Annotated in this window: 20 protein-coding genes; 17 read left to right on the top strand and 3 right to left on the bottom strand. The window is 39.7% G+C overall.

The features are described 5' to 3' along the window. The first annotated feature begins 14 nt into the window (after positions 1 to 14). The 5 genes from nqrF to H5183_RS08915 all read left to right on the top strand — a co-directional run bounded on the left by nqrF (position 15) and on the right by H5183_RS08915 (position 4,272). Complete coding sequence (nqrF, locus tag H5183_RS08935) at positions 15 to 1,244, top strand: NADH:ubiquinone reductase (Na(+)-transporting) subunit F (RefSeq protein ID WP_145241329.1); 1,230 nt, start codon at positions 15 to 17, stop codon at positions 1,242 to 1,244. A 97-nt stretch (positions 1,245 to 1,341) separates the two neighbouring features. Next, entirely contained in the window at positions 1,342 to 2,373 is a 1,032-nt protein-coding gene (locus tag H5183_RS08930) for an FAD:protein FMN transferase (protein WP_182731488.1), read from the top strand. Positions 2,374 to 2,457: 84 nt separating this feature from the next. After that, positions 2,458 to 2,670 carry a (Na+)-NQR maturation NqrM gene (nqrM, locus tag H5183_RS08925; RefSeq protein WP_149982042.1) on the top strand — a complete coding sequence of 71 codons (213 nt, stop codon included), beginning with the start codon at positions 2,458 to 2,460 and terminating at the stop codon, positions 2,668 to 2,670. Between the two features lie 223 nt (positions 2,671 to 2,893). Continuing rightward, a complete protein-coding gene (locus tag H5183_RS08920; RefSeq protein ID WP_182731487.1) occupies positions 2,894 to 3,067 on the top strand; it encodes a TonB-dependent receptor in 174 nt (57 codons plus the stop codon). Positions 3,068 to 3,141: 74 nt separating this feature from the next. Continuing rightward, positions 3,142 to 4,272, top strand: coding sequence for a PepSY domain-containing protein (locus H5183_RS08915; RefSeq protein ID WP_182731486.1), 1,131 nt, complete (start codon positions 3,142 to 3,144; stop codon positions 4,270 to 4,272). A 106-nt stretch (positions 4,273 to 4,378) separates the two neighbouring features. Here the strand turns inward: H5183_RS08915 and H5183_RS08910 are convergent, their stop codons facing one another. Further along, positions 4,379 to 4,840: a M14 family zinc carboxypeptidase gene (locus H5183_RS08910; RefSeq protein ID WP_182731485.1), complete on the bottom strand. Its 462-nt coding sequence runs from the start codon at positions 4,838 to 4,840 to the stop codon at positions 4,379 to 4,381. 1,275 nt (positions 4,841 to 6,115) lie between these two features. Here H5183_RS08910 and H5183_RS08905 point away from each other — a divergent pair. The 6 genes from H5183_RS08905 (at position 6,116) to cyoE (ending at position 11,613) form a co-directional block, all read left to right on the top strand. After that, positions 6,116 to 6,529, top strand: coding sequence for a hypothetical protein (locus tag H5183_RS08905; protein ID WP_145241341.1), 414 nt, complete (start codon positions 6,116 to 6,118; stop codon positions 6,527 to 6,529). Positions 6,530 to 6,776: 247 nt separating this feature from the next. Continuing rightward, positions 6,777 to 7,700: a ubiquinol oxidase subunit II gene (gene cyoA, locus H5183_RS08900; RefSeq protein ID WP_145241343.1), complete on the top strand. Its 924-nt coding sequence runs from the start codon at positions 6,777 to 6,779 to the stop codon at positions 7,698 to 7,700. Positions 7,701 to 7,702: 2 nt separating this feature from the next. Then, on the top strand, positions 7,703 to 9,706 hold the full coding sequence (gene cyoB, locus H5183_RS08895) for a cytochrome o ubiquinol oxidase subunit I (RefSeq protein ID WP_149982038.1): 2,004 nt from the start codon (positions 7,703 to 7,705) through the stop codon (positions 9,704 to 9,706). After that, on the top strand, positions 9,703 to 10,323 hold the full coding sequence (cyoC, locus tag H5183_RS08890; RefSeq protein WP_182731484.1) for a cytochrome o ubiquinol oxidase subunit III: 621 nt from the start codon (positions 9,703 to 9,705) through the stop codon (positions 10,321 to 10,323). Before cyoB ends, cyoC begins: the two co-directional genes overlap by 4 nt. Then, a complete protein-coding gene (gene cyoD / locus H5183_RS08885) occupies positions 10,323 to 10,682 on the top strand; it encodes a cytochrome o ubiquinol oxidase subunit IV (protein ID WP_145241350.1) in 360 nt (119 codons plus the stop codon). Before cyoC ends, cyoD begins: the two co-directional genes overlap by 1 nt. A gap of 46 nt (positions 10,683 to 10,728) precedes the next feature. Further along, positions 10,729 to 11,613: a heme o synthase gene (gene cyoE, locus H5183_RS08880; protein ID WP_182731483.1), complete on the top strand. Its 885-nt coding sequence runs from the start codon at positions 10,729 to 10,731 to the stop codon at positions 11,611 to 11,613. A gap of 79 nt (positions 11,614 to 11,692) precedes the next feature. Here cyoE and H5183_RS08875 read toward each other — a convergent pair whose 3' ends face one another. Next, the gene (locus H5183_RS08875; protein WP_182731482.1) at positions 11,693 to 12,295 is read right to left on the bottom strand and encodes an FMN-binding negative transcriptional regulator; all 603 of its coding nucleotides are present in this window, start codon (positions 12,293 to 12,295) and stop codon (positions 11,693 to 11,695) included. Then, entirely contained in the window at positions 12,295 to 12,870 is a 576-nt protein-coding gene (locus tag H5183_RS08870; protein WP_182731481.1) for a GNAT family N-acetyltransferase, read from the bottom strand. Before H5183_RS08870 ends, H5183_RS08875 begins: the two co-directional genes overlap by 1 nt. A gap of 115 nt (positions 12,871 to 12,985) precedes the next feature. Here H5183_RS08870 and H5183_RS08865 point away from each other — a divergent pair, with 115 nt between their 5' ends. From H5183_RS08865 to H5183_RS08840, 6 genes are all read left to right on the top strand, one after another. Next, positions 12,986 to 14,461: a PLP-dependent aminotransferase family protein gene (locus H5183_RS08865; protein WP_182731480.1), complete on the top strand. Its 1,476-nt coding sequence runs from the start codon at positions 12,986 to 12,988 to the stop codon at positions 14,459 to 14,461. Between the two features lie 372 nt (positions 14,462 to 14,833). Next, positions 14,834 to 15,106, top strand: a complete 273-nt coding sequence (locus H5183_RS08860; protein ID WP_182731479.1) for a hypothetical protein — start codon at positions 14,834 to 14,836, stop codon at positions 15,104 to 15,106. Between the two features lie 459 nt (positions 15,107 to 15,565). Continuing rightward, positions 15,566 to 15,994: a hypothetical protein gene (locus H5183_RS08855; RefSeq protein ID WP_182731478.1), complete on the top strand. Its 429-nt coding sequence runs from the start codon at positions 15,566 to 15,568 to the stop codon at positions 15,992 to 15,994. Between the two features lie 239 nt (positions 15,995 to 16,233). After that, complete coding sequence (locus H5183_RS08850) at positions 16,234 to 17,601, top strand: RHS repeat domain-containing protein (protein WP_182731477.1); 1,368 nt, start codon at positions 16,234 to 16,236, stop codon at positions 17,599 to 17,601. A 62-nt stretch (positions 17,602 to 17,663) separates the two neighbouring features. Next, entirely contained in the window at positions 17,664 to 18,194 is a 531-nt protein-coding gene (locus H5183_RS08845) for a hypothetical protein (protein ID WP_182731476.1), read from the top strand. 340 nt (positions 18,195 to 18,534) lie between these two features. Continuing rightward, complete coding sequence (locus tag H5183_RS08840; RefSeq protein ID WP_182731475.1) at positions 18,535 to 19,023, top strand: hypothetical protein; 489 nt, start codon at positions 18,535 to 18,537, stop codon at positions 19,021 to 19,023. The last annotated feature ends 186 nt before the right edge of the window (positions 19,024 to 19,209 follow it).

Genomic DNA, 19,209 nt, shown 5'->3' with positions numbered 1-19,209 from the left:
AGCGAGGATAAATCATGAGTTATGAGATTTTCTTAGGCGTTGGTGTTTTCATCGCTATCGTTGTACTGCTAGTTTTAGTCATCATTGGTGCTAAATCTCAGCTAGTTGCAAGCGGTGACATCATCATTGGTGTAAATGGCGATCCAGACAAAGCCATTACAACATCTGCAGGTACCAAGCTTTTAGGCGCGTTATCTGAGTCAGGTATTTTCGTATCATCTGCATGTGGTGGCGGTGGCTCTTGTGGTCAGTGTCGTGTACACATTCATTCTGGTGGCGGCGATATCTTACCAACTGAACTTGATCACATCTCTAAAGGTGAAGCCCGTGAAGGCTGTCGTTTAGCGTGTCAGGTAAATGTTAAAAACGACATGGAAATTGAACTTGAAGAGTCAATTTTCGGTGTTAAAAAATGGGATTGTGAAGTTATTTCTAACGATAACAAAGCAACTTTCATTAAAGAGCTTAAACTACAGATCCCTGATGGCGAGTCAGTACCGTTTCGTGCCGGTGGTTATATTCAGATTGAAGCCCCTGCGCATCACGTTAAATATGCTGATTTCGATGTACCAGAAGAGTATCGTGGCGATTGGAACCATTTTGGTTTCTTCAAGCTGGAGTCAAAAGTAGACGAAGAAACAATTCGTGCTTACTCAATGGCTAACTACCCAGAAGAAGAAGGCATCATCATGCTTAACGTGCGTATCGCTGCGCCGCCGCCAAGAGATTTAAGCTTACCTTGTGGTAAAATGTCATCGTACATTTGGTCACTTAAAGAAGGTGATAAAGTAACTATCTCTGGTCCATTTGGTGAGTTCTTTGCAAAAGATACTGATGCTGAAATGGTATTTGTAGGTGGTGGTGCTGGTATGGCACCTATGCGTTCACACATCTTTGACCAACTTAAGCGTTTGAACTCTAAGCGTAAGATGAGTTTCTGGTATGGTGCACGTTCTAAGCGTGAAATGTTCTATGTTGAAGATTTTGACGGCCTAGCGGCTGAAAATGATAACTTCGTATGGCATACCGCGCTTTCAGATCCACAACCAGAAGATAACTGGGAAGGCTATACTGGCTTTATCCATAACGTGTTATTTGAGAACTATCTTAAAGATCACGAAGCGCCAGAAGATTGTGAGTTCTACATGTGTGGTCCTCCAATGATGAACGCCGCTGTTATCACTATGTTGAAAGACTTAGGTGTTGAAGACGAAAATATCTTACTAGATGATTTCGGTGGCTAACACCCGTATCAAAACAGTTTAGTTTTGGTTAGAATATCAGCCTCGTAGCAATATATGTTACGGGGCTTTTTTATTTCCATTACTTAAGTAGGCTGCTATGAATAGAGTTTTTCACCGACAAGGCATGATTGCCATCTTTTTTCTTACCCTCACTTTACTCATTAGTGGCTGTGGCCAAAATGATGAGCCCCAAGAGTTATACCTTGAAGGTAAAACTATGGGTACTACTTACCATATTAAGGTCTTCGCCAAGCAACAAAAGCTGGATTCATTAAATTTATTACCAGAAGTAACTCTGTTGCTCAAAGATATAAATCAATCAATGTCGACTTATATTGATGATTCTGAAATCAACACTTTTAATCGTCTTCCCACAGGTCAAGTTATGCCTATTAGCCGTGATTTTAGAGCAGTTGTAAGCGAGTCCATCCGCTTAGGTGAGTCTACTAAGACTCTTGATGTGACCATGGGACCACTGATTGATTTATGGGGTTTTGGTCCTGATAAAAAACCAACAAAACGTCCAACAGATGAAGAACTCGCAGCCATGGTTGCACAAATTGGGGTTGATAAACTAATACTGACTGAGCAAGGCCTGGCGAAAACAGTAGCGGGGTTAGAATTATCATTTTCTTCTACTGCAAAGGGTTATGGGATAGATAAAGTAGCTGAATTATTAGAAAGCCATGACTTAACTGATTATATGGTTGAGATTGGTGGTGAGTTACGTGTATCAGGTAAAAAACCGAATGATCAAGATTGGCGTATCGCTATTGAGCAACCGGATGCTGAGCCTGGTGTGCGTAAAGTGCACCGTGTATTAGCGCCGGGTAATAACGGCATTGCGACATCGGGTGATTATCGCATTTACTATGAGATGGATGGTATTACCTATAGCCATTTAATTGATCCGGCAACCGGTATGCCAAGTCGCCATGATCTAGTATCGGTTACTGTATTGCATCCATCAGCGATGACAGCTGACGGCCTTGCAACAGCACTGACTGTGATGGGGATGGATAAAGCCAAAGCCTATGCTGAAAAAAATGATTTACCGGTTTATCTGATCGGCAAATCAAAAGATGGCTTAGTGACTTATTCGAGCCCTGCATTTAAACCCTATTTGTAGCGCGGTTTAAATCAGTTTATAATAGCAACAGCTTGGTGATTATCATCAAGCATTATTTTATTGCTGATCAATAGGGGCTAAGCAATGTCACTTTTTCTTCTTACGTTTGGTTTACTGCTTTTAATTGTCGCAGCGATGGCTGTGGGCATGATAGTGCAAAAGAAATCTATGGCCAGCAGCTGTGGTGGTTTAGGCTCTGTAGGCATTGATAAAGCCTGTGATTGTGATGACCCATGCGACAAACGCAAAAAGCGTATGGCAAAAGAGCAAGTTTGGAAAGAAAACCAAATATTATAAGCTCGTGATAGCTAGCAAATATACATTAAAAAGCGCCTCTTTAATAACAGGCGCTTTTTTAATGCCCACTTACGGCTAAAATGTGGCAAGTAATCGACCACTGCGACAATATGTCACACCCAGTGAAGCTCGTATGGACTGTATAATATGATGTATTCCTAATCGTTTATTCACTGCAGGCATTGATTATCAATTAACAACTTAATTAACAACGCAATTAAATTTGGCTGCGACACTGCGTGCGCTTTCTGATTACGAATTAGCACTAAGTAATAGCCAAGGACGATATGGTGACTTTTCACTACTTAGGCTTAAAGCAACTTATGACGTTAATTCGGCACTGATGTTAAGCACGCAAGTTGATAATTTAACTGATGAGTATTATGAATATGTATAGTGGGATGACTCGTAAACTCTGCATAGCCCAGCACAAGGTCGTGCTATATCTGTTGCAATTAAGTTTAAGTATTAATGGGTAAGCAGTTACTCGCGTGGCGCAAGTTGGCAAGGCGACTTCATCTATGGTTGGGGTTAAGCCTTGGCATGTTTTTTGTGATCCTTTGCTTGTCAGGAGCTGCACTTGTTTATTATCCGCAAATAGATACCTGGTTGCATCCGGAATTAGCAAATGCAGCGCAGCAACCGTGTGATTACAACACTGCATTAAAAACATTACGCATGCAGTATCCAGATAAGCTGGGACCGTGGCGGTTTGAAGTAACCCCTGAACAACAATTCATTCCGGCGCGCTATTATAACCCTCAAGAGACTCAAGGGCAGGATTTTGCACCTATGATGGTGTGGTTGTCAGCTGATGGCAGCACCTTGCTCAGACAGTCATTTTGGGGCGATTACCTAGTAACTTGGCTGTATAACTTGCACTTTACTTTACTACTTGGCAGTACAGGGACAATTATTGTCGGTTACCTTGGAATTGGCAGCGCGCTCTTATTACTCACAGGTTTAGTTGCGTGGTGGCCTAAGTCAGGTTTTTGGTTGAGGCAATTGCGTTTTAAGCGCCGCGCTGCTTTATTAGGACGCATGTACGATTGGCATAAAACAATCGGTTTAGTGGTGTTGTTACCCTTGCTTATTCTTACTAGTACCGGTGCGATGCTAGCCTTGCCCAAAGAGACCAATGGCTTGCTTGGCTGGGCACTGGGTAAAGTCGAAAGTGCTGCAAGACCAGCACCACAGTTAACTTTTTCAAACCCGCAAATTAGTGTTACTCAGGCTGTGAAAATAGCACAAACACAACTGCCTAAAGCGCGACTTGCATGGATAGAAACTCCCAGCGTAAACCAAGGCTATTATCGACTGCGCATGCAGGTAAGTGATGATAAATCGACACGTTTTCCAAACAGTTATATTGATATTAATCCGCGCTCAGGTGAGGTAGTGAAGGTCTTCGATCTTAGGCAGCAAGGAACAAGTAACCAAATCAAAAACTGGCTACATCCACTGCATAATGGCAGTGTAGGTGGGCTAAGCCTTAAAGTACTATGGATCATCGCCTCGTTGGCAAGTTTAGGGTTGGCTTGGCTAGGTTGGTATCGTTATTATCTACGTAAAAATACAGCCAAAAAAGATCGCAAAAAATAACAAGCCCTGAGAACAGGGCTAACGTACTTAAATTTAAAGTTTTATAAGTTGACTACCTAATACGGCGTATTCGATGTGTTTATCGTTGCGTAGTAAAAAGTGTGCTTTAGCTCCACGCTTTAGCATCGTGGTTTAAATCTATTCCTTGCGCATTAAAACGGGTTTGCAGCTGTGCGCCATCGGGATTGACCATAGGAATGATCATCAGTGATAGTTTGTTTTGCCAATTTTCTCGCCATGCATTATTTTTTGTTTCGATTGCATAGCTTAAAAAATCCGTTAATGCGGCACTTGCCGTATTTTCATCACCATGCATTTGGCTCCACATCATAACTTTGATTGGCCCCGAGCCAATATAAAATACATCAATTGATTTACCTAAGAATGATTGACCTAAATTTTTTCGCTCTATGCTGGGGTGAGCAGCTAACGTATCTAGTAAAGGAGCAAGATCAGCGTGTGTAATCGCTGCTTTGTTTAATCCTTTAATTTGGTGCATTGCGATTGGTGCGGCAGTTAAGCTAAATGAGTAACTAAGTAAGCCAACTAGTATGGTTTTGCGAATCATATTAATATCCTGTTATTCTTATTTTGCAATTTTTTGAGAATATAATATTAAACTGGATCGGTCCAAAATTATCTTCACTTTAAGTGAAATCATTTCTCATAACTGTGATGCTTAGCGGGCTTTGTTTTCAATTGATTGTTTATTATAAAATAATATCTTTTGATAAAGTTTTTTGTGAACATTTAAGTTGATTTTAGGGTTAAAATTTAGACTAAAGTCTATGAGTTAATTTTTTTCATCTATCAGATTTATTTTTATCAGTTGTAAGCTTTGAGCTATTACACTAAATTTAGTTTCAAGGAAGCGAAATGAACAAGCCGCTTACAAAGAATCTTTATAATTGTGTGTGAAGATGTTGTCAAAGGCGGTTCAAGTTTAGTACAAACTGGGCTTGAACTGTTTTTATTTTACTGCCACATGATTGGACGAACTGAAAGTTTGTCACTGAATTACAGTGTTTATTGAACAACGCTAAAACTGAATCTTTATAATTGTGTGTGAAGATGTTGTCAAAAAGACAGTTCAAGTTTAGTTAACCTGAGCTTGAACTGCTTTTATTTACTGCCACGCGATTAAATGAACTTATTGTTCATCAGTGAATCTACAATACGTATTGAAAAATATTAGAACCGAATCTTTATAATTGTGTGTGAAGATGTTGTCAAAAAGACGACTCAAGTTAGGGGATAACTTGGCTTGAGTTGCTTTTTATTTTAACCGACATGCAGTTAGATGGCGAAGCAGCCAATACCAAATTCAATAGCGAATACGCTATTAAACGAATCTTTATAATTGTGTGTGAAGATGTTGTCAAAAAGACGACTCAAGTTAGGGGATAACTTGGCTTGAGTTGCTTTTTATTTTAACCGACACGCAGTTAGATGGCGAAGCAGCCAATACTAAATTCAATAGCGGTAAACGCTATTAAACGAATCTTTATAATTGTGTGTGAAGATGTTGTCAAAAAGACGACTCAAGTTAGGGGATAACTTAGCTTGAGTTGCTTTTTATTTTCTAAAAGCCGCCAATTATCATTTAAGTTATTTTTAAAGCGCCAGTATGGCGCTTTTTTTATAGCTGCAATTCAACATATTAATAAAAAGTTAGCCCGCTATGTTGTTTTATACTTGTAGCTTGTGTTGACTTTGTTATAATCCTCTCGAAATTTCAGTAATTACTGAAACTTTATTGATGAAGATCATAACAACGAAGTGGAAAATAGCGTAAAGCCAGTCGCTTTACTTCGTAATATATAACCAATAAGGCCATATACGTTTGAATTCGCAAAATTGTCCGCCAGCAAAAACGCACTCTACGCTTAGTAGATGGCAGTTGCGTGCGCGTGCACTTTTTGCCGGACGAGAGCTATTTTCTGTATTAGTTATTTTATTAATTAATTCAGCCATGCTGGTAAATGGTAGTATTGAAGATGCGACAGAGCTAAAAAGCTTATTAACTGAAGGGGCTGTATATGAGTCATCTTTAATTAATGTATTGGGCTTTTTGGCATATCCAGTTGTGTCGTGCCAGTTACTCATTGGTTTATGTTGGTTGATTTTTCACTTTTTCCCAGCGCGTCGTGCTGGGGTTATTTTACGCAAAGCAGCCTTTGCTTTTCGTCAAACAAAAACATCTTTAGTAGTACACAGCGCTCATGGTTGTCGTGCTCCACCTCTTGTTAATGGTTGAACGCTACTCGTTATAGATAGTTTGGCTTTTTAACTAATCTGCTGATTCTGTCCGCTGTAATAACGCTTAGCCGCAGTGTTCCTGCGATTCAACCAACACCCTCAAATTCCTTTATTGCTTTTTTGATGCTTAGTATTTTTTATGGCGCTAAAAAGTTACCTGAGGAATATTCAAACCGTTGTTTTTACGCTTTTATTTAGAGTTGTAGGGGCAGCACATATCAAATTTTAGGTTGTAGGATAGTCCTTTGTTAATTCGAAACCTCTGTAATATTGCTCTGGGCACAACTGTGCTCGCACTGACTGGCTGTAAAGGCGGGGTGCTTGATCCAAAAGGGCAAGTTGGGATAGATGAAAAAAATCTGATCATCATTGCCACTGTGCTGATGTTAATTGTGGTTATTCCTGTGATTGTGATGACCTTGTACTTTGCGTGGAAATATCGTGATGGCCAAGAGCAGCAAATTTATGCGCCAAAATGGGCACACTCAGGAAAAATTGAAGCCGCAGTCTGGGCCATTCCTATTGTGATAGTAATTGTACTGGGTGTCATTACTTGGCAATCAACGCAACAGCTTGACCCTTATAAACCGCTTGAAGGTAAAGGCAAACACTTAACAGTTGAAGTGGTATCACTGAATTGGAAATGGCTGTTTATTTATCCTGAGCAAGGTATTGCTACGGTTAATGAATTGGTATTTCCAGCCAATGTACCAGTGGAATATAAAATCACCTCAGAAAGTACCATGAACTCATTTTTCATCCCACAACTAGGTAGTCAAATCTACTCGATGGCGGGCATGGAAACTAAGTTGCATTTAATTGCTAATGAACCGGGTACGTTTAAAGGCTTTTCTGCTAACTACAGCGGCGCAGGTTTTACTGGTATGAAATTTAATGCCATAGCTACGCCAACGCAAGCTGACTTTGATACGTGGGTAAACAAGGTGAAAAGCCAAGCTAATACGCTCACTAAAGCGAATTATGATGCACTGGCATTACCGAGTGAAAACAACCCGGTGACTTATTTTGCTGATGTTGATGATGGCTTGTTCCACACCATCATTATGAAATATATGCAAGCACATGGTGATATGAACAAGATGCACAGTGCAATGCCTGAGCACAGCGGTCATGAAAATCACACAATGCACAGCGAGGGCGAGGAATAATTATGTCGTTATTTGGAAAATTATCGTTAGATGCCATTCCGTTCCATGAACCTATTTTGATGGTGACAATGGCGGTAGTAGTGATTGCAGGGGCATTGATTGCAGCTTTAGTCACAAAATATAAAAAATGGGGGGTGTTATGGCACGACTGGATCACCTCAATCGATCATAAACGCTTAGGCGTGATGTACATTATCCTTGCCTTGATCATGCTGTTTCGTGGTTTCTCAGATGCCATTATGATGCGGGCACAATTGGCGCTTGCTACAGGAGGCGCAACGGGTTATTTGCCGCCAGAGCATTATGACCAAATCTTCACCGCGCATGGGGTGATCATGATCATCTTTATGGCGATGCCATTTATGATTGGTTTAATGAACATTGTATTGCCACTGCAAATTGGTGCGCGCGATGTAGCATTTCCGTTTTTAAATAATTTAAGTTTTTGGCTTACTGCCGGTGGTGCAATATTAATTAATATTTCATTGTTCTGTGGTGAATTTGCAAAAACTGGTTGGGTGGCTTATCCGCCGCTATCGGAGATGTCTTTTAGCCCTGGAGTCGGGGTCGATTATTATATTTGGGCACTGCAAATATCAGGTATTGGTACACTATTAACGGCAGTAAACTTTTTAGTAACAGTGTTTAAAATGCGTGCCCCTGGTATGCGTTTAATGCAAATGCCAATTTTTACCTGGACATGTACATGGGCAAATATCTTAATTGCTGCGTCATTCCCAATCTTAACAGCTGTGTTGACTATGTTAACGCTAGACCGTTATTTAGATTTCCACTTCTTTACTAATGAAGCTGGCGGTAACGCCATGATGTACATCAACCTGTTCTGGGCTTGGGGTCATCCTGAAGTGTATATTTTGATTTTACCTGCGTTTGGTATTTTCTCTGAAATTATTTCCACTTTTACTGGAAAACGTTTATTTGGTTATAAATCTATGGTTTATGCCAGCGGTGCAATTTCTATCTTAGGTTTTATTGTTTGGTTACACCATTTCTTCACTATGGGGTCCAGTGCTAATGTTAATGCTTTCTTTGGCGTAATGACCATGGTCATTGCGGTGCCCACCGGAGTGAAACTGTTTAACTGGTTATTTACTATTTATCGTGGTCGTTTACGCATCACAGTTCCTGTACTTTGGACACTTGGCTTTATGGTGACCTTTACCATCGGCGGGATGACAGGGGTACTACTAGCAATCCCAGGTGCTGATTATGTATTACACAACAGCCTATTCCTGATTGCACATTTTCATAACACCATCATTGGTGGTGCGGTATTTGGATACTTGGCAGGTTTTGCATTTTGGTTCCCTAAAGCAATGGGCTTTAAACTGCATGAAGGTTGGGGGAAGGCGTCTTTCTGGTGTTGGTTAATTGGTTTCTTTGTTGCATTTATGCCGCTATACGTACTTGGTTTCTTAGGTATGACACGTCGCTTAAACCACACCAATAACCCAGATTGGAATATCTGGTTGTACATTGCCTTTGTCGGTGCGGTGATCATTATGTTTGGTATTTTGTTCCAAGTTGTACAGCTTATTGTGAGCTTTAAAAATCGCGAAGCATTAAAAGATACAACCGGCGATCCGTGGAATGGTCACACGCTTGAGTGGTCAACATCGTCACCACCACAGTATTACAACTTTGCTACTATCCCACATGTGCATGACATTGATACTTGGACTGATATGAAAGAAAAAGGCCAAGCGTATCAACAACAAGCAAGCTATGCGCCTATTCATATGCCAAAAAATACTTCGGCAGGGGTGATGATGAGTGCGTGTTTTACCACATTCTGTTTTGCCATGATTTGGCATATTTGGTGGTTGGCAATTGTCGGTGTTATTGCTGGCATCACGGTATTTTTTAAGCGCTGTTACACCAGTGATGTTGATTACTACGTGCAACCAGAAGAAATTCTTGAAATTGAAAGTGCACATAATAAAAGTGCAACAACATTTAACCAAGGTAAGGAGTTCAGCGCATGAGTGCTACCTCTGCAGATATAAATATCATCAATCATGATGCCCATGCTCACGAGCATCATGATACTGGTGGCGATACGGTATTTGGTTTTTGGCTTTACTTAATGACCGACTGCTTATTGTTTGCCTCATTTTTTGCAACCTACGCTGTGCTTTATATGAATACAGCGGGTGGCGTATCTGGCAAAGATATTTTTGAACTGGACTTTGTAGCGGTTGAAACTGCTGCATTGCTACTAAGTAGTATCACTTTTGGTTTTGCGATGATCTCAGCTCATGCGCAAAAGAAGGCCGCTACATTAACGTGGCTGGCAATTACTTTTGCTTTTGGTGCTGTGTTTATTGGTATGGAAATTTATGAATTTCATCATTTAATTGCCCATGGTAATGGCCCGCAGCGCAGCGCATTTTTAACCTCGTTCTTCTCTTTAGTAGGCTTACACGGTATGCACGTAACCGCTGGTCTAATTTGGATGGCGACGATGATGATCGAAGTATCACGTCGTGGTTTAAACCCAGCAACCGTTACACGTTTAAGTTGCTTAAGTTTGTTTTGGCACTTTTTAGATGTGGTATGGATCTGCGTATTTACCGTTGTTTACTTAATGGGAGTGATGTAATGAGCCACAGTGAATCACATGTATTTAATGAGCTACATACACAAAGCCATAGTGATGCTTCACATGGCAGTGTTAAAGACTATTTAATAGGTTTTGTTTTATCAATCATTCTAACGGCCATTCCATTTTGGGCGGTGATGAGCGGTACATTGTCAAAACCAACCACATTTGCCTGTGTTGTCGTAATGGCCATTGTGCAAATTTGGGTGCATTTAAAATACTTCTTGCACCTGAACTTTACCACCGAAGACGGTAAAGCCAGTTCGTTATCGTTCATCTTCAGTGCGCTGATCATCGTCATGGTGGTTGGCCTGTCTGTATGGATCATCTACGAATCGAACGCCATGATGATGTACTAGCCCCAGCTAGTACGTTTTCGTAAAGCAAAGAATAGGGGAACTGCAGATGTTTCGTCGTTATTTAAAGGTCACTAAGCCCGGTATTATCATGGGTAATTTGATCTCGGTTGCGGGTGGGTTTTTACTCGCCTCGCGTGGTGATATTGATGGCTGGCTAATGCTTGCTACATTAGTTGGCTTATCGCTGGTGGTAGCCTCAGGTTGCGTGATCAATAATGTGATCGACCGTGATATTGATATTCGCATGACGCGCACGCGAACACGGGTAACCGTTACCGGTGAAATGTCTGCAACCACGGCTTTGCTGCATGGCACAGTACTTGGCTTACTAGGCTTTGCTTTACTAATGGTTTTTACTAACTGGATTGCGGTATTTTTTGCTGTGTTTGGTTATGTCATATACGTGGGTGTTTACAGCTTATATATGAAGCGTCGCTCAGTGTATGGCACGTTTATCGGTAGTTTATCAGGAGCAGTACCACCAGTGGTAGGGTACTGCGCTGTTTCAGCACAGTTTGATGTTGGCGCGTTGATCTTATTAGTAATGTTTAGTTTGTGGCAAATGCCGCACTCTTATGCGATTGCTATTTTTCGCTATAAAGACTACCAAGCTGCGCGTATTCCGGTATTACCGGTAGCGCAAGGTATTGATAAAGCTAAACATCATATTGTGTTGTATATCGCGGTATATGCGTTAGTGGTAATGTTATTAACCATTGGCGGTTATACCGGTATGGCTTTTTTAGCTGTTGCTTGCACTACTAGTTTTTGGTGGTTATTAATGGCGCTGCGAGGTTATCGTCGTAATATTGATATTAGTGGTTGGGCACGCCAAGTATTTGCGTTTTCAATTGTGAATATCACTGCACTGAGTATCGCCATGGCAGTTGATTACCAAAATATTGCCCCGCATCTGTTTGCTTTTAACTAATTACTAAACCGAGTTTATTTCAAAGTTAACCAAAGGCTCTAAGATCTCCGAGGAGCCTTTTTTCATTTTTATAGCACCGCTAATTGATTAACTCAGCAATACTGAGTTTCCCCGCTAACATTAAGCTTTGTTTTATGGCTGCACGTATTTCAGCAGGCTTGTTTTGACTAAGTTTAAAATTGCCACACCAGTGACTAGGAATAAATTCAATAAAGCTTAATTGTTGGTACATTACATGGCGATGCTGTACGGGTACCTCATTAATTTGCCATTTATCTGTAGCATGCTCAGTAAAGTGTTGCTCAAAGTGATCGGTTAGTCGTTGCATGATCTGTTCTTTGTGCTGTTGGTCTTTAACAATACGCACTTTAGCTGTCACATAAACACTCGAATAAAGCCAACTAGGTAGGGTTTTATTGTGTGCGTAAGCGGGCGATAAATAGCAATCATCGCCACTAAACAATAGCTTCACTGATTGACCATCAAATGATGACAGGGGATTATATTTGGCCACATGGCCGATAAAAACCTCGCGAGCTGGGTCATATAATAATGGCACGCGGCATATATCATTGAGTTGGTTTTGTGTATTAGGCATTAAAATGGTCGCCAGTGGATAGCTATTTACTAACTGTTGTAATTGCTTGCTATCATGTTGTTGAAAATGGGCCGCTGGGTACATTATAGTTTTCCTTCTAACTGAGATTTTATTGTCGGCCATTGCTCGTCTATAATACTGAACTGAGCGGTGTTTCGGTATGAGCCATCAGCAAGTAACCTGTCTTTATAACTAATGCCTTCAAAGCGCGCGCCAAGGCGTGCTATAGCATTACGCGATTTTTGGTTTTGTTCATGGGTATTAAAAGCAATACGCACTAAGCCTAATTCTTCGAACGCATATTGCAGTAGCAAGTATTTAGCGTGGGTATTTACAAAACTACGTTGCCACTTTTTAGCAATAAATGTGTGGCCAATCTCGGCGCTGTAATTTTGTTTATCTAACCTAAATAAACGTGTAGTACCAAGCACCTGCTTACTTACTTTATCAACTATGGCGTAGACTATTTGTTGTTCGGCATTAAACTGCGCTGTATTGATAAACCAATCATCGAGAGTTGCACGGGTTTGGGTGTAATTCATTAAAACCCAACGCCATATTTGTGGATCTTGGCCTGCTTGATATAGCCCCTCTAGGTGGTTTTGTGTCAGTGGCTCTAAAGCCAGCTTATTGGTTTGATGAATGTGTTTTGTAAACATGATAAGCCCCATATTTTGCTATTTATGAATAACAAAGGTACGCTACTTTGGTCAGTAATAAACAACCAGTTTTAGCTTTTTAACTAGACCAGTTTAGAGTGTTTTTGGAGTCGTAATGCAGCCGTTAGTTATTGAATTTGATGAGTCCGAGCCTGCCAAATATTTGCAACTGGCCAGCGCGATACGTAGTGCCATAATGCAAGGCAAGCTTGCGCCAGGGGTAAAACTCAGCTCGGCGCGTGTCATGGCAAACACTTATCAGCTCAATCGCCATACAGTGATGAATGCTTTGCAATTATTAGTAGCGGAAGGCTGGCTTGAATCTCAGCAGCGCTCAGGTTATTGGATCATCAAGTCATTGCCCATTCAAAGTAGTGTTAGTACCTCAAGTACTCCAATACTGAAAGTAAAACCTTATCAATTTGCTAAAACATTGGCTGTGCCTGCTGCTGGAATGGATTTAACTGCGTATAAATATAACTTTGCTGGTGGCTTGCCTGATCTTGCCAGTTTCCCACAAAAAGAATTTAAACGCTCCGTCAGCCATGTGTGTAATCACTTAGATATCAATCAACTGCATTATGGGCAGGTCAGTGGTAACGAGCAATTAAAAGCTCATATTTGTGATTACTTATACAAAGCGCGTAATTTAAACGTAAGCGACGTATTGATCTGCAATGGCTCGCAAGAAGCACTGTTCTTAATCGCAAAAGCGTTTATAAAAAAAGATGATTTTGTCGCAGTAGAAACGTTAGGTTATCCGCCAGCAAGGCAAGCATTTGCAGCTTGTGGCGCGCAATTGGTTGATATAAAACAAGACGATGAAGGCTTATGTGTTGATGATTTAAAAGCCCAGCTGGAATTTTATCCAATTAAAATGCTTTACTTAACGCCGCTGCACCAATATCCAACTACCGTGACCTTATCGCCAACGCGGCGCTTGCAAATTTATCAACTGTGTTATGCCCATAACGTGATGATCATCGAAGATGACTACGACCATGAATTTCATTATCGCTGTCAGCCATTGCAACCCATGGCCGCCGATGACCCCGCGGGCATCGTTATTTACCTATCGACGTTTTCAAAGATTATGTTTTCAGCTGCACGTATCGGTTATATCTGCGCAGCGCCTGAAGTATTAGCGCAATTAACTGCGTGGAAGCAGCTGATTAACCATAAGAACGATGTGATCATGCAATTAGCTGTGGCGCACTGGATGAAAGAAGGTGGCTTTGAACGCCATTTAAAGCGTATGACCAAACTGTATAAACAGCGCTATGAAGCGATGGATGCCTATTTAATAGAGCTACAAGCACTTGGGCATCCTATAGAATATAAAAAGCCCGACGGCGGCATGGCGATGTGGGTCAACTTTAATAAAGACACTCAGCACTTAAAAGCGCAGTTAGCAAAGCAAGGTATATATTTACAAACCCAAGCCGAGTTTTACTTTACCAACTCAGTACGTAGCTTAAAACCCATAAACTATAGCTATGCTCGGCTTGGTTTTGCAGGACAATCGAGTGAGAAGATGCAGCAAGGTTTACAGCTTGTAATGCAGGAGTTGTATGCCAGTGTACGAAAATAATATAGTAGAAAGTTAATCATAGATAACTTTATTGCTATTACTTTTGTTATGGCTTTAGTTATTAATTTTTCATAATCTGGATCTATATATAACTTTAAATATTTTATTAATCAGTCGGTTAATCATATAAGAATGTGATTAAAAACTGAGCTAACATGTGGTGGGAGTAGGGGCTATGGACAACAAGTAAGACAGCTTACAGTTGAGTTGCATAAATTGAATTGGGGGGGACTTAAATTTACAATGAGATTTAGTGTTCAAATTGAGTACTTGCTTGATGCTATTTTAAGGAACCAGTTCATCTTAGCAACATCAATTACTTCAGTGGATTTAAACCAATTCGAATAAACTAATAAATAAACCTGCTTTATCGTGAATAAAAAATTAAGGGGGGATGATTATAATAGCTTTAACGTGGTTTTTTCTTATAATCCAATTAGTGGTTTTATTGATGACGCTAAAGAGTCATTTTTATATTTATCTTCTACTTTTCATTATAAATACACTTTTTTTATTTTTTATAGAAAACGTAAGTATGAAGATGACGTATTTTTGCCACTTAGAATTGCTTTTTATTTAGGTTTATCACTTTTAGTATTTGCAATTGCATTTAGAATTTTAATTTTTTTAGAAATTGTTGATTAGAAGAAAAATAAATCGTGTCAGGTCTTTCTTTTTGCCTGTCAACTTATTTGAACTTGAATTAGAGTAAATACCTGTACGTAGCGGTAGTTGGCGCACCTTTAGCTAAAACTTCCGTGGAAACATGACGTGAGGTGACGGCTTCACCAGCACGAGCTATAACGCTATGGGTAAACCCACGTAAATATTAAAAGATATGCAAACCCTCAACTTTACTTGTGGCCCGCAACATCAGCGTTTTATGTAAGTGAACGCCAATGACACCACGTATTACAGCGACAAACTTTACGAAGAAGAAATTGACTGCACAAAAACCACGAACAAATAGGGTTCAGCTCACTTGCTTCATAATAGCTTGTCATAATTCCTCAGTGACGGTTTTTCGATGCTGGCATATAAGTAGTGTTATGAAGCAATAAACCTGAATCTGTAATTTCAAAGAGTATAGGTCGAGTGTAAAAAATGATTAATGTAATTTTTGTAATGATGGCAGCAATTACCTCAAATGAAGTCTTTATTAATAAAGCGCTGAATGGTTGTCCAAAAAAAGAAAATTTGATTGAACATGTTTATAAGTCAGAAACTATTTTCAACGATGCAACGCAGCTGTATGTTTTTTATCCTAAAGAATTTTCAGGCTTGAAGATTGAAAGTGTAATGTTTTTACTTAATAAAAAAGATAGTCGATTATCTTTATACTCTAAAATTGAAGAGTATAAAGAAAATAATAAATTCGTTGTCTCTGCAATTTGGTTTGATTCTAATTTATATTCTGAATTAATAGCTAATTTTGAATATCGCTCAAATGAAAGTGGTAATGGAGAAGTGTGCGTGCTTTCGGTAGATATTCCGTTTGAGAAGTTAGTTAAGAATTGGAGTGGGGGAAATTAGATTTTCATATTAATTTAAAATGTTAATTATATTATTTAGCTCGGTTTATAATAACGCTTTAAATGATAATTTGAGACAAGCTGGATGGTTTGGTTAAGTGAGTAGCTTAATCGGGTGGGAGTGTAACTTTAACGACAGATAGCTATTATGGGAAATCAAAAATATATGGCTGTCCCTTTTCTTCTGAACTAAGCCAAATTGAAGGGCAAGCACAAAAAGTACAAGTAGCCCATACAGATATGCTTGGCTCTACGGTGCTTATTACAGATCAACAAGGTAAAGGCATTGGCCAATACATTTATGATCCGTGGGGCAAGCAGCAACAAGTTTATACAAGCCAAGCGCTCACCAGCAATGCGATGTTATTGTCGCAAATGCGCAGCTTCACCGGCCACGAACAAATGGATAAGCTGGAAGTCATCCATATGAATGGCCGTATTTATGATGCCAATATAGGTCGTTTTTTACAAGCGGATCCCTTTGTCCAGTTCCCTAATTTAACGCAAAGTCATAACCGCTATAGTTACGTGTTAAATAACCCGCTGACCTATAACGACCCCAGCGGTTATTTCTTGAAAAAGCTGATGAAAATAACGGGGCTTACATCAATACTCAAAGCCATTGCCAGTATTCCGATACTTGATGCAGCTGTAGGGATTGCATTAAATTTTATCCCTGGATGCCAAGTTTGGTGCGCGGCTCTTTATCAAGGTTTAAAAGCGTATGCTGTCACGGGGGATTTTGGTGCAGGCTTAAAAGCAGGTATATTAACGGCGATGACTGCGGCTGTTTCAGGGGAAATTGGTGCTAAATTAGACTTTGATGTTGGTGGGTGGACTGCTGTTCAAAATGTGGCATCGCATGCGATGGTAGGAGGCGTTTCTGCAGTCTTGCAAGGTGGTAAATTTGGTCATGGCTTTGTCAGCTCCTTAGTCACCGCCAGTATGAAAGGATTTATGAATCCAAAAACCACTGAATTTGGTAATGCATATAGTCGTACCGCGATTGCAGGGGTTGTGGGCGGCACCGTGTCTAAACTTACGGGTGGAAAGTTTGCCAATGGCGCCGTCACCTCAGCAATGCAATGGTGGTATAATGCTGAAGGAGCAGGGGCTGTTGAAGCCAAAAAGCAGCAGATTAAAGAACATGCACGAGCGGTTCGTGAACATTTAGCTAAATTAAACTATAGAGATATAGGAGATCGAGCTAAGATAGCTGGATGGGCTATCAGGGGCGGCTATACAAAAGGTAATGGAGCGAATATTGTGAGGTCTAGTCTTGTTGCTAGACGAATTCGGACTTTTATGATAAACGACCTAAGTGTGGATGCATTTAATGAGTTGTTACCTTCAGCTATGTCGATTGCCAGTGGCGGCATGACATTAATAGGAGATCCCGAGCAAACAATTAAACAAGCTGTTGGAGTCTCTCTACCTAATATTGGCGTGATGGCTCAAGCTGACGGGGCCATGGGGCTATGGGCGGCGGCATCGGCGGCAAATAATTATTATAGCCGTTCAGACAGTTTTAAAATGACTCTCAACAAACTAGATAGCCGCTCGTTGAAATATTATGCAGAAAATTGTGGAAGTGCATTCAGATGTTAAAAAGAATACTCCAAACTATTCTCTTAGGTTTATTTTCTAATATTTGTTATGCGGGGTGTAACTTGTCTGCATCTGATGTTGAAGTTATGAAAATTTATCGTTTTATTGATAAAAGTCCCATTGAATCTTTGAAACATTTTAATCTAGAGAGTTCTGAGGGTTTGGAAGTGGGTATACCTAAAGACTCTAGCTATTATAGTGAAAATATAGGCACGGACGAGCGACCTCTAGTTGTGAATATATATGAAAATGATAACTACGAACTTCATTTTACAGAGATGGTAGTTAACGCGCTACCAACTATAAACCTTGTTAATAATAATTACTTTGATGTTTTGATTTCCATTATTAATGATTTTAGAAAAGATAATACCTTGTCCTGTAAGCCTAAAAAAATCGCAAATTATTTGGCTCTTACTTCACTTATTGTACATTCAGGGTCAAAATATATTGAGGTTTTTTCGTCTAAAACTGAAAATGTAATTGTTTGGTATCACGAAGGCGACTGGAAAGATGCGAGCTTTATAATTAAGACCAAGTATAATGATCGGATCTTAATTGGTGGGGTTTTAGAAAAGGAAATAAATAAATAAATTTAAATAGAAATGGTGGGGTCAGGTCTTTCTATTTTCCTTTGTATTTTATTTGCGATTACAGTTTTGTAGTAATAGTTAAAATAACGTTGTTGAGAGTTTAATATAGAATTAGTAGGGTCAGGTCTTTCTTTTTGACTTTTATAATAAAAGGCAAGATGCAAGACCTGACCCTTTGACTGCTCACATTTAGTCCCTTTGGGTTGGATGTTGCTATAACTTATGGGCCGGGTGTGGTATCTAATACGTCTTTCGGTTTTGATATTGGCTGGGGAAGCGGAGCTAATATGGTACATATGACAACGACGCGCCAATAGATTAATCGGAGGAGATTTAGTTTATGTTTGAAATCTATTATCAGTCCGATTTTATGGGCACCAAATTTAGTTTTTACTTAACACTTGTTTGTTCTGTTCTACTATTATTGTGCTGCCCGAAAATAAAATACTGGTACGAGAAGAAACTACAATTTAAAAAGAAAGTTAACTTCTGGCTTGGTTTCTTATTTGTATTTGGCTTTTTTGTAATGCAGTCACTTTCATTTTATGGCCTAGTATCAAAATCTAATGACATAGACTCTGGAAGTTATTCTACAGTTGAAGGAATTATTGAAGATATTCAAATTGTTGAAAGAAATAGTAGAGAAGAGACTTTTACAGTTGGTGGAGTACGCTTTAAGTATAATGATTACGGAACAGAAAGCATCTTTTTTGCGAATAGAAAGCATGATTCAGATACAATCCAAGAGGGACGAGTTGTTAAAATTTCTTACCTAATAGAAGGAAATGAAAACCTAATTTTTGAGTTGAGTGTGAAAAAGAATAAATAGGGTCAGGTCTTTCTTTTTGACTTTTATAATAAAAGGCAAGATGCAAGACCTGACCTTTTGACCCTTTAGTGACTCTTTTCCTAAAGCGTTAGATGCTGCAGATCCGACAAGTGCTCTTGCTCAAGTCGGCTTAGTTTCAGATATTGTTTCAAGCGCTACTTCATCTTTTCCAATAGCTTATGGGAC

It is taken from the genome of Pseudoalteromonas sp. SR44-8 (assembly GCF_014163635.1).
Taxonomy (GTDB): domain Bacteria; phylum Pseudomonadota; class Gammaproteobacteria; order Enterobacterales; family Alteromonadaceae; genus Pseudoalteromonas; species Pseudoalteromonas rhizosphaerae.
Note: the sequence above shows the minus strand (reverse complement) of the source record. Positions and strands in the feature narration are given on the sequence as shown.

What these genes read in the sequence shown, in the direction of transcription:
- nqrF (WP_145241329.1), top strand. Translation starts at nt 15, where the DNA reads ATGAGTTATGAGATTTTCTTAGGCGTTGGTGTTTTCATCGCTATCGTT.
- H5183_RS08930 (WP_182731488.1), top strand. Translation starts at nt 1,342, where the DNA reads ATGAATAGAGTTTTTCACCGACAAGGCATGATTGCCATCTTTTTTCTT.
- nqrM (WP_149982042.1), top strand. Translation starts at nt 2,458, where the DNA reads ATGTCACTTTTTCTTCTTACGTTTGGTTTACTGCTTTTAATTGTCGCA.
- H5183_RS08915 (WP_182731486.1), top strand. Translation starts at nt 3,142, where the DNA reads ATGGGTAAGCAGTTACTCGCGTGGCGCAAGTTGGCAAGGCGACTTCAT.
- H5183_RS08910 (WP_182731485.1), bottom strand. Translation starts at nt 4,840, where the DNA reads ATGATTCGCAAAACCATACTAGTTGGCTTACTTAGTTACTCATTTAGC.
- cyoB (WP_149982038.1), top strand. Translation starts at nt 7,703, where the DNA reads ATGTCGTTATTTGGAAAATTATCGTTAGATGCCATTCCGTTCCATGAA.
- cyoC (WP_182731484.1), top strand. Translation starts at nt 9,703, where the DNA reads ATGAGTGCTACCTCTGCAGATATAAATATCATCAATCATGATGCCCAT.
- cyoD (WP_145241350.1), top strand. Translation starts at nt 10,323, where the DNA reads ATGAGCCACAGTGAATCACATGTATTTAATGAGCTACATACACAAAGC.
- cyoE (WP_182731483.1), top strand. Translation starts at nt 10,729, where the DNA reads ATGTTTCGTCGTTATTTAAAGGTCACTAAGCCCGGTATTATCATGGGT.
- H5183_RS08875 (WP_182731482.1), bottom strand. Translation starts at nt 12,295, where the DNA reads ATGTACCCAGCGGCCCATTTTCAACAACATGATAGCAAGCAATTACAA.
- H5183_RS08870 (WP_182731481.1), bottom strand. Translation starts at nt 12,870, where the DNA reads ATGTTTACAAAACACATTCATCAAACCAATAAGCTGGCTTTAGAGCCA.
- H5183_RS08865 (WP_182731480.1), top strand. Translation starts at nt 12,986, where the DNA reads ATGCAGCCGTTAGTTATTGAATTTGATGAGTCCGAGCCTGCCAAATAT.
- H5183_RS08855 (WP_182731478.1), top strand. Translation starts at nt 15,566, where the DNA reads ATGATTAATGTAATTTTTGTAATGATGGCAGCAATTACCTCAAATGAA.
- H5183_RS08850 (WP_182731477.1), top strand. Translation starts at nt 16,234, where the DNA reads ATGCTTGGCTCTACGGTGCTTATTACAGATCAACAAGGTAAAGGCATT.
- H5183_RS08840 (WP_182731475.1), top strand. Translation starts at nt 18,535, where the DNA reads ATGTTTGAAATCTATTATCAGTCCGATTTTATGGGCACCAAATTTAGT.